Origin of the sequence: Sporosarcina sp. USHLN248, from assembly GCF_037144575.1 — a bacterium.
Classification (GTDB): Bacteria; Bacillota; Bacilli; order Bacillales_A; family Planococcaceae; genus Sporosarcina; species Sporosarcina contaminans.
In genome coordinates this window covers 1-10173 of record NZ_JBBCZC010000069.1, presented here as the reverse complement: position 1 = coordinate 10173, position 10173 = coordinate 1, and the positions used below count along the sequence as shown (strand labels likewise).

Genomic DNA, 10173 nt, shown 5'->3' with positions numbered 1-10173 from the left:
ATAGAAGCTAATATTACGAGATAAAAAGGCCTTTTTCCGTTAAAATAACTTCATAATTGACAAAAGGGTTGGAAATCAATTCGATTTCCAACCCTTTTGTCTACAGTCTGACGCGATCACTATGTTGTGATCGCGTTTTCTTATGCTTGCACTAATTCCAATTGTTCAGCAGGACCGAAGAATTCAAAGTGAATTTTATCGTCTGTGAAGCCGATTTCATGTAAAGCGGAAATGACGGCGTTCATGAAAGGCGTTGGACCGCAGACGTAGACATCGCTTCCTTTAATTGCGTATTTTGATAAAAATTCTGCGTTGATAAATCCGTCTCCTTCTTCGGAATAAAGGACTTCGTATGTTGAATTTGGAAGGGATTCATTTATGTCGCGTAATGTTTGATCGAATGCTTGGTGCTTTCTTGTTCGTGCTGAATGAAGGAAAGCAACTTGACGTTCTGGTGTTTCTTTTGCAATCGTTTCATACATTGCCATCATCGGTGTTAAACCGACTCCGCCGCTGATCAAAGTAACTGGCGCTGTGCTTTCAGTATCAAGGTAGAAGTCGCCAGCAGGCGCGCTTACTTCAATTTCATCCCCAACATTTAAGTTGCGGTGAAGATGGACTGATACTTTACCATTCGGCGTGCATTCATCTTCTCGTTTCACAGAAATGCGGAACATTTCTTCATTAGGAGCTTGTGACAAACTGTACTGACGGTTCAATGTATATTTTTCACCAAAAATATTTAAGCGGATTGTAATGTATTGGCCAGGTTTGTAAGAAGGCAATTTCTTGCCGTCAACAGGCTTCAAATAGAATGAAGTAATAACATCGCTTTCTTTAACCTTTTGGGCAATCGTGAATTTCTTGAATGTTCTCCAACCGCCATCTGCTTCTTCGACTTTATCATACATTTCTTTTTCAACACCGATGAAAGCGTCAGCGATAACTCCATAAGCTTCTGCCCACGCATCGATGATTTCGGGAGTGGCTGCATCGCCTAATACTTCTTTAATCGCTCCTAAAAGATTTTCTCCTACGATCGGATAATGTTCTGGCATAATTCCTAAGGAGCGGTGCTTATGTGCAATTTGGATAACGGTAGGCAAGATTGCGCCTAAGTTGTCGATATTCGCTGCTGCTGCATAAACTGCATTTGCAAGCGCTGTTTGCTGGCGTCCGCGTGATTGGTTGGCATGGTTGAAAATGTTGAGAAGTTCAGGGTGTGCTTCAAACATATTTTTATAAAATACAGTGGTGATTGTTTTTCCGTGTTGCTCAAGTACTGGTACTGTTGACTTTACGATATCAATTGTTTTTTGGGATAACATACTGATCCACAACCTTTCTCGTATTTGTAATTTAATAATAAACGATGCATAGTTTCAAAGCTATATATAAAATACAACTTTAAGGAACTGTTACATTTTTGGACACATTTCTTTCACGTTCTTGTCATAATCGCTATAATAGTGTGGGAAAGAGCGGTGATAATATGCGTCTAACTTTATATACAGATTACTCATTGCGCGTCCTCATCTATTTGGGATCGAGGGAGACAGGTGAATTGTCGACAGTCCAGGAAATTTCAGATCGCTATGCAATCTCAAAAAACCATTTGACGAAAGTAGTACACGAATTAGGGAAAATGGGGATTGTTGAAACAGTTCGGGGACGTGGCGGCGGAATTAGACTGCGGATAAAACCGGAGGAAATCAATGTCGGAGAGCTTGTACGCAAGACGGAGGATGATTTCTATCTTGTTGAATGTTTTAAAGAAGGCGGAAACCATTGCATTCTATCTCCTGTTTGCCGGTTAAAGGGTGTCCTTTACGAAGCGCTGTCTGCTTATTTAACCGTTTTGGACAAGTATACAATTGCCGATTTTATAATCAATAAAGACGAGTTGGCAGCAATTTTGTTCGACAAATCTTTGTGATAGAATATAAAAGAATTTAAAGATACCATAGGAGGCTTAACAATGGGGAAAGTTTTAGTTTTTGGACATAAAAACCCTGATACTGACACGATTACATCGGCGATCAGTTATGCGTATTTAAAACAGCAGTTAGGCATGGATGCTGAAGCGGTAAGATTAGGATCAATTTCTGGAGAAACGGCATATGCTCTTGGACAATTCGGGTTTGAAGCACCGCGTTTAATTGAAAAAGCAGCTCCAGAAGCACAGCAAGTCATTTTAGTCGACCATAATGAAAGACAGCAAAGCGTCGATGATTTGCATGAAGTGCAAGTGCTTGAAGTAATCGACCATCATCGGATTGCGAATTTCGAAACGAATGATCCGTTGTACTACCGTGCAGAGCCAGTGGGTTGTACAGCTACCATTTTGAACAAGCTTTATAAAGAGAATGGCGTTGACATTCCGAAAAATATTGCTGGATTGATGCTGTCTGCTATTATTTCAGATTCCCTGCTATTTAAATCTCCTACGTTTACTGAAGAAGATCGCAAGGCGGCTGATGAGCTATCAGCGATTGCAGGTGTAAATGCAGAAGAGTACGGTTTGGAGATGCTGAAGGCGGGTGCTGATTTAAGCGGCAAGTCGCTTGAAGAGCTTGTTTCATTGGATGCGAAAGAGTTCACGATGGGTGAAGCGAAAGTGGAAATTGCACAAGTGAATGCGATCGAAATCGCGGATGTAATGGATCGCCAAGCAGAATTGGAAGTTTTGTTAAATAGTATTATTGAAGAAAAGGGGCTCGATCTATTCCTTTTCGTCGTTACAGACATTTTGAACAACGATTCGGTCGTAATCGCACTTGGAACTGCTGCAGATCGCGCTGCTGCTGCGTTCAATGTAGCGCTTGACAACAACACGGCAACATTAAAAGGTGTCGTGTCGCGAAAAAAACAAATCGTGCCTGTCTTAACAGAAGCACTAAAATAAGTAAAAGCGGTTGTTGGATTATTGATCCATCATCCGCTTTTTTTGTTGGATTGATCATATCGTGAAAAACGATCAATGGCGTAAGAAGCAATACGTTTTTCTCGTTTTCCAAGCGCACCGGCATTCTGAAAAGCCATTACAATTTGCTATCTATGATAAATCTAACGGCTTCGTCGCAGGCCCTTCAAGGACAGAGCCGTCTTTTCTGAAACGAGAGCCATGACATGGGCAATCCCATGTTTGATCGCCTTCATTCCAACGTGTTCGGCATCCCATATGCGTGCAGATCGGTGAATCGGTCCGGGTTATATGTCCCCCTGTGAATTCTTTCAAGACAAGGCCTGTATTGCGCAAAGCTTGCAATAAAAATGAACTGAACCCTGTCCTGTCGGGAGCGTATAGTGCTTCTGCCTTATTTGGGCGTCCAAGGATTTTGTCACTTATTATACGGGCGGAGGCTATAGAGTTTGAAAGTCCCCATTTTCGAAATCCTGTATTCATATATACGTACGGCATGCTCGGTGAAATGGCTCCAGCATAGGGAACTAAATCAGGGGTTGAAGGATCTTGTGCTGACCAACCGTATTGGACAGAATCCAATTGGTATATATTTTTAAGCTCCGTTGTAAGCTTTTCATAATGAATTTGCGTCTCTTTTTCCATACCTGCCTGATGACCTTCGCCGCTTAAAAGAAAGTGTGTTTTCCCATCGATAAAAGCTGTGCGGATCGAACGCTTCGGGTCATCGACGGAAATATATTGCCCGGTTAACGGCATATTGGCCAAAGCCGAGACAATATAAGAACGGCTTACGATTAATTTCATAATTTGTAAACCACGTAGTGCCTCAATCGGATAGTGCGTACATAAAATTAACTCATTGAATTGGATCTCGTTTGAAGAAGCAGTATAAAGCAAACGTTTTTTCAAGTCCATCAGTTCCACGTCGGATTTTTCATAAATGCGAGCGCCTGCTTTTTGGGCTAATTTAGCCAAGTGCTGGCCGAAACGAACCGGATGGATTTGAGTTTCATCTCTAATTGTTAACGTCTTTTCAACCTTCAAAGGCAGTTCCGTGTTCCAACCTAACTCACCATTGATGCCAATTTCCTTATAAGCTTTCATCTCATCTTCCAAACGCTCAGTTCCATATTTTGTTTGTGAAAATAGAATTGAATCGGCGAGTCTCAATTCGTCCCATTCTGCAATCGAGCGTCCGAATAAAACCGCTTCTTGATTCGCCTCATAATAAATCTTTGCATTTTCCAGCCCTAATTGTTTTATCAAATCTGTATAGACAACATCATGTTGAACGGTCAGTTTCCCGGTAGAATTTCCGGTCGCCCCTGAAAGAATCGAGTCTTTTTCAAGTAAAATGACATCCTTGCCTTCTTTAGCTAAAAAATACGCATTTGCGATACCACTCAGCCCGCCACCAATAATGCACACTTCACAAGAAACATCTTCTTCAAGTTGCGGATAAGTATCACGTGTATAAGCAGTTTGTAACCAAAGTGAATTGAACATTTTCAGCCCTCCAAATAGACTTGTTGAACTTGCCAAGCATATTCATTGTTACCATTTTGACCAATATCTAAAATAGAAAATGAAAGGTGGTTTCGGGGATGAAAATAGAAGTGTGGTCTGATTATGTTTGCCCGTTTTGTTATATCGGCAAACGAAGGTTGGAAATGGCGCTTTCTGCAACAGGTTTGCAGGATAAAGCGGAAGTTGTTTACAAAGCTTTTCAGCTCGACCCAACTACGCCGGCAATGTCTGGAGGCTCATCGATCGAAGGGCTTTCCAAGAAATACGGAATCAGTTTACAGGAAGCCAAGCAAATGATGGCGAATGTCGCAGAACAAGCGAAGACGGTCGGACTATCCTATAATGTCGAAGAAATGAAAGTTGCCAATACGTTGGATGCACATCGTCTCGCAAAATTAGGAGAGGCGGAAGGAAAAAGCTTCGCTGTAACGGAACGTCTCATGTCAGCGCATTTCATTCAAGGAGAAAGAGTAGATGACCCCATTGTCTTAACTGCAATTGCAGATGAGGTCGGGATATCTACTGAACGTATAGCGACAATGCTTCAGTCGGATGAGTTTAAAGACTCGGTCCAGCAAGATATTGCAGAGGCTGGGGAAATCGGTGTACAAGGCGTGCCATTCTTCGTCATCAACCGAAAGTATGCAATCTCCGGAGCGCAGCCAACAGAAGTATTTGAACAGGCATTGCGGAAAGTGGCAGAAGAAGAAGGCATCACTCCTCAACTAAAAGTGTTAGGAGACGAAAGCCAAGGGATATGTACAGACGATCATTGCGATATGTAATTGCTAAAGTGGCGTTCGAACTGATAAAAGTTTGAACGCCATTTTTTAATGGATTGGAATTTTGACGTTGGATTCGGATTGTTAGGGTATCCTTTATGGAAGGGAAGGGGAGAAGAATATTGTACGTTTGGGAAGGTGAACAAGTCAGGCTTCGAGCAATTGTGCCTGATGACTGGGTGAGGTTTCATGAGAATGATCGAGATTCAGAAGGGGCACGATCATCAGATGCGATTTACTTTCCAAGATCGGAAGCCGGAACGAAAGCATGGGCTGAACAGCAATCCTTAATAGGAGCAGATGGAGATAACGTGATGCTTGCTATTGAAAATTTTGATGGAGAATTAGTCGGAAGCATTAGGGCGCATAGCTGTGATGCCCGTAACGGAACATTTAAATATGGAGTGGCTATTTTTCGCCCCTACTGGCGTAATGGTTACGCAGCGGATGCTGTAAAGATTTTACTTCGTTATTATTTCAATGAATTGCGTTATGTGAAGGCGACGGCCCATATATATGATTTCAATGAGGGCTCCATTAGCTTGCAGGAGCATCTTGGCTTCAAGCGTGAAGGCACTTTAAGAAGTATGGTCTTTACGAATGGGCAGCATCATGATGAATATATTTATGGTTTATTAAATAGTGAATTCAATAAAATATAAAAGATAATGAGTAAAAAATTGCCCTAAGCGGATTGCTTCCTGCCATCTGTTAGGGCAATTAATCTTTATATTAATCCAAGGCAAAAGCTATACAAAAGGAATGATTTTTCTTATTTATTCTGATTTGTAAACAATGGCAAATCTGATGATCATTTAAGAAGAATTGCTTGTCAAATAACTCGATTGCAAGCATACTTATAATGGTGAAAGTATTTATCCTCATTCGGCGGAAGTCGAGCGGATGTCCATGTTTTTAACTATTCTAAAAATATGGACACAACTTGAGATGGAAAGGCCTTATTACGTTTCAAAATCTGATCATGGCCTGACAAAATCTTCGGAACTTCACTAATCGAAAGGGTTGTGTTTAGATGTCAAAGTATATTTGGCTTGAAGAATTAAAAAATGTGATTAAAACAGGCGAACTGTTTGTAGATGAACCTTTAAATAAATATACAAAAACGAAATTAGGCGGTTCTGCGGATCTTCTAGTAATGCCCGGGACGATGGATGAAATGGAAGCTGCTGTAAAATATGCATATAAAAACGAAATACCTCTTCTTTTATTAGGAAACGGCTCCAATATGGTCGTAAGGGATGGCGGTGTGAGAGGCATTGTGCTTCATATGTCAAAGTTGGATACAATCGTCATTAACGGAACGCATGTCCATGCGGAAGCTGGTGCTCACATTATAGATGTTTCGCGCCAATCCGCAGCCGCGTGCCTAACAGGTTTTGAATTTGCGTGTGGCATTCCTGGATCAGTCGGTGGTGCGATGGCGATGAACGCCGGTGCCTATGGTGGAGAAATAAAGGATATTATCGTACAGGCAACTGTAATGGATCGGACCGGAAAAATCTTTGTTTTATCGAAAGATGAATTGGAATTGGGTTATCGTCAAAGCATCATTGCGAAAAATGGGTTATTCGTCCTTTCTGCAGATTTTAAGTTAGAGGAAGGAAATCAAAGCGAAATTGACGCAAAAGTGGCCGACTTAACATTCCAACGCGAATCGAAGCAGCCTCTTGAATACCCATCTGCAGGGAGTGTCTTTAAGCGTCCTGTCGGCTATTTTGCCGGCAAGCTGATTCAAGATAGCGGCTTGCAAGGAAAAGGATTTGGCGGCGCTGAAGTATCGGAAAAGCATGCAGGTTTCATTATTAATAAAAACAACGCAACGGCGTCTGATTACATCCAAACGATTGAAATGGTAAAAAAAGAAGTGAAAAATAGATTTAATGTTGAATTGGAACTTGAAGTGAAAATCGTTGGAGAAGAGCCACAGTAATCGTGAAATAAGTGCCCTGGTCTAAATACAGACCAGGGGCCTTTTTGCTTTTGAATAAACCATATAAAATGCACTCTCGGAAGATACAGTCTCGCCTACATAAAAACTCTTGCCAAAACGCATAATTGCTCCCGAAGCCCATTCATTCAGCACATAACTTGCCCGAGAAGCCGCATAAACCAATATCCACTGTCCAGTTAAGCCAGCATAGCTTCACAGCCCCGCTCATAAACTCATACATACTCGCATAACCGCCTACAATCCCGCATAATTCCGCCTCCCCGTGCATAACCACCTACACACCAGCATAAACCCCCGCAAAACCTGTCAAGAAATGCGCAAAACTCCCTTCGATCTCAATTATTTTCCCTCCCACCAATCCTATCATCCGACAAAAATTCCGAACATCGAAAGGAATTGAATCATCATTCAGCGAATATGGTAGGAGAAGGGGGAGAGAAAGTGAAAAAAAGTAAATGGGGGAAATGGACAAAGGCGTTAGTCGCTATATTTGGCAGTTTAGCGGCATTGCTCCTTGTCGCATTGTTATTTGTAAATATGTACATAGGAAAATCCAAGCCGGTCATTGAAGGGGAAATGGCTGCGGAAATGTTGGATGCAGATGTGACCGTCGTCCGGGATGAAGCGGGCGTGCCGCATATTAAAGCTAAGTCCGATGCAGATCTTTACCGGGCGCAAGGCTTTGTCCAGGCACAGGATCGCTTGTTCCAAATGGATTTATCGCGGAGACAAGCGAGCGGCCGATTGGCAGAAGTCGTGGGGGCTGCAGCTATTGATACAGACAAGCTATTCCGGACGTTCAGCTTACGCAACGCAGCAGAGGCTTCTTATGACGGCTACGGCGAAGATGCGAAGCAAGTATTGGAATGGTATGCGGAAGGCGTCAACGCTTTCATGGAACAAGCGAAAGCCGACGGCAAACTGCCGTATGAATTCAAACTGTTAGGCTATGAGCCAGAGCCGTGGACTTCAATTGACTCGTTGACAATCGGTAAATATATGGCATACGACTTAGGCGGAAATTGGGATAGTTTAGCAGTAAGGCATTGGGCATTAAACAATTTGACGGAAGATCAAGCGAAAGAGCTTTTCATTACGTATCCCGAGAATGCACCGTCCATCATTGCAGCAAATATTGAAAATCCGGTAGAGGTCGTGGGCAAATTCGATCCTAACATGGTGCCACCTGAATTCAATGGCAGCAATAACTGGGTCGTATCTGGAGAAAAGACCAAATCAGGGAAGCCGCTGTTGGCAGACGATCCGCACCTTGGATTAAACACACCGTCCATCTGGTATCAAATGCATTTGGAATCGCCAGAGCAAAACGTGAGCGGCGTTATTTTCGCAGGAATTCCGGGCATTATTTTAGGTCATAACGAAAACATTGCATGGGGCGTCACGAATGTTGGGCCAGACGTGCAAGACTTGTACATTGAAATACCGAATGCTGACGATCCCTACCAATTTAAATACGATGGTAAATGGGAACAAGCCGAGGTTCGTGATGAAACAATCAAAGTAAAAGGCGAGGAAGACGTGCCGTTTGAAGTTGTCGTAACGAGACATGGACCGATTATTTCGGAAATCCTTTATAAAACGGAGGATCCGGGTGCTCAATTTGCGATGCAATGGACAGCGCTTGAACCGACGAAAGAATTAGAAGCGATTATGAAAATGAATAAAGCAAGCGACTGGGATACATTTGAGAAGGCTTTGGAAGATTTCCATGCACCAGCCCAAAATTTTGTGTTTGCGGCTCAAGACGGTACAATTACCTATAAAGCGAACGGCAGAATACCATTGCGCAAACAAGGAGAAGGGCAGCTTCCGGTACCGGGAGATTCTTCGGAATACGGTTGGATTGGCTACGTTCCTTATGATGAATTGCCAACACTCGTCAATCCAGAAGAAGGATTTATCGCAACAGCGAACAACGAAGTAATCGATGATAGCTATCCGTATCATATTACGAAACTATGGGCGCAACCTTATCGCTATATCCGCATCGCTGAAGTGTTAAGTGAAGGGGATCAATTTACAGTGGACGATATGATGGCCTTGCAAATGGATCAGAAAAACGTTTACGCAAAGGAATTTTTGCCGGCTCTTTTAACATCCATCGAAGCGGAAGATAAGGATGGCAAGTATGCGGAGCTTATCCAAATCTTGAAGGATTGGGATCAATTCGATGGAGCTGACCAAAATGCGCCACTTCTGTTCCATAAGCTAATGAAGCAATTGCCAATTACGATGTTCAGTGATGCAATGCCAGAAGACGTTTACAAGCTTATGCCGGGCAAAGGGCAAATTACAGACCAATTGCTAAGAGCTTCATACGAAGGGCAGCCGGGTTCGTGGGTAAGTGAGTACGGAGGTGTAGACAAATGGGTTTATGACTCTTTTGCAGAAGCGGTTCAATCAATAAAAGAGGACTTCGGCGATAATCCGAAGAAATGGAAATGGGGAGATTTCCACCAGCTATCGTTCCCGCATCCATTGGCATCTGCATCACCGATCTTTGAATACTTCTTGAATCCGAAAAAGCAGCCGATTGGCGGTTCAAACATAACGGTACAAGCGGCAGCTTTCAAAGAGGATGGCACAGTAAACCATGGTGCGTCGTGGCGCTTCGTTGCAGATCTGTCAGACTTGTCGCGGACATATCATGTTGTAGGACCTGGACAAAGCGGCCACATAAAATCTGAATGGTTCCACGATCAGGCAGACGATTGGGCGAAAGGTGACTTCCATGAAACAGTGCTTGGGGGCGAGATAGAAAATGGATCTACACTCATCTTAAAGGCGAAGAAAGACGAATAGATAGATCTGGGCTCATGAGCTTTTCTAAACTGAAGGGGCTGTCCAGAAAGTCAGTGAAAACTGATTTTCTGTGATAGTCCCTTTCTGGTTGGAGAATAAATGGGGAACCCCTGACAACCGTCGCTTTCCGTTCCAGGCGCACG

8 protein-coding genes are annotated in these 10173 nt (G+C 42.8%); 6 read left to right on the top strand and 2 right to left on the bottom strand.

The window, feature by feature from the left end; translation table 11 throughout:
• Positions 1-140 precede the first annotated feature (140 nt).
• Complete coding sequence (gene hmpA / locus WFH04_RS17465) at positions 141-1328, bottom strand: NO-inducible flavohemoprotein (RefSeq protein WP_336825494.1); 1188 nt, start codon at positions 1326-1328, stop codon at positions 141-143.
• A 164-nt stretch (positions 1329-1492) separates the two neighbouring features.
• Here hmpA and WFH04_RS17460 point away from each other — a divergent pair, with 164 nt between their 5' ends.
• Both WFH04_RS17460 and WFH04_RS17455 read left to right on the top strand, forming a co-directional pair.
• On the top strand, positions 1493-1936 hold the full coding sequence (locus WFH04_RS17460) for an Rrf2 family transcriptional regulator (RefSeq protein ID WP_336825492.1): 444 nt from the start codon (positions 1493-1495) through the stop codon (positions 1934-1936).
• Positions 1937-1978: 42 nt separating this feature from the next.
• Entirely contained in the window at positions 1979-2905 is a 927-nt protein-coding gene (locus WFH04_RS17455) for a manganese-dependent inorganic pyrophosphatase (protein ID WP_336825490.1), read from the top strand.
• Positions 2906-3055: 150 nt separating this feature from the next.
• Here WFH04_RS17455 and WFH04_RS17450 read toward each other — a convergent pair whose 3' ends face one another.
• Positions 3056-4432 (bottom strand): FAD-dependent oxidoreductase, encoded by a 1377-nt coding sequence (locus WFH04_RS17450; RefSeq protein WP_336825488.1) that lies wholly within the window; start codon positions 4430-4432, stop codon positions 3056-3058.
• Between the two features lie 98 nt (positions 4433-4530).
• Between WFH04_RS17450 and WFH04_RS17445 the strand changes: the two genes are divergently transcribed.
• The 4 genes from WFH04_RS17445 (at position 4531) to WFH04_RS17430 (ending at position 10030) form a co-directional block, all read left to right on the top strand.
• Complete coding sequence (locus tag WFH04_RS17445) at positions 4531-5238, top strand: DsbA family oxidoreductase (RefSeq protein WP_336825486.1); 708 nt, start codon at positions 4531-4533, stop codon at positions 5236-5238.
• A 119-nt stretch (positions 5239-5357) separates the two neighbouring features.
• Entirely contained in the window at positions 5358-5897 is a 540-nt protein-coding gene (locus WFH04_RS17440) for a GNAT family N-acetyltransferase (protein ID WP_336825484.1), read from the top strand.
• Between the two features lie 371 nt (positions 5898-6268).
• A complete protein-coding gene (gene murB / locus WFH04_RS17435) occupies positions 6269-7186 on the top strand; it encodes a UDP-N-acetylmuramate dehydrogenase (protein WP_336825482.1) in 918 nt (305 codons plus the stop codon).
• Between the two features lie 438 nt (positions 7187-7624).
• Positions 7625-10030, top strand: a complete 2406-nt coding sequence (locus tag WFH04_RS17430) for a penicillin acylase family protein (RefSeq protein WP_336825496.1) — start codon at positions 7625-7627, stop codon at positions 10028-10030.
• Positions 10031-10173 lie beyond the last annotated feature (143 nt).

Excerpts from the sequence above, each read along its gene's own strand:
- WFH04_RS17455 (WP_336825490.1), top strand. The coding sequence starts at position 1,979 with ATGGGGAAAGTTTTAGTTTTTGGACATAAAAACCCTGATACTGACACG.
- hmpA (WP_336825494.1), bottom strand. The coding sequence starts at position 1,328 with ATGTTATCCCAAAAAACAATTGATATCGTAAAGTCAACAGTACCAGTA.
- WFH04_RS17445 (WP_336825486.1), top strand. The coding sequence starts at position 4,531 with ATGAAAATAGAAGTGTGGTCTGATTATGTTTGCCCGTTTTGTTATATC.
- murB (WP_336825482.1), top strand. The coding sequence starts at position 6,269 with ATGTCAAAGTATATTTGGCTTGAAGAATTAAAAAATGTGATTAAAACA.
- WFH04_RS17450 (WP_336825488.1), bottom strand. The coding sequence starts at position 4,432 with ATGTTCAATTCACTTTGGTTACAAACTGCTTATACACGTGATACTTAT.
- WFH04_RS17460 (WP_336825492.1), top strand. The coding sequence starts at position 1,493 with ATGCGTCTAACTTTATATACAGATTACTCATTGCGCGTCCTCATCTAT.
- WFH04_RS17430 (WP_336825496.1), top strand. The coding sequence starts at position 7,625 with ATGGTAGGAGAAGGGGGAGAGAAAGTGAAAAAAAGTAAATGGGGGAAA.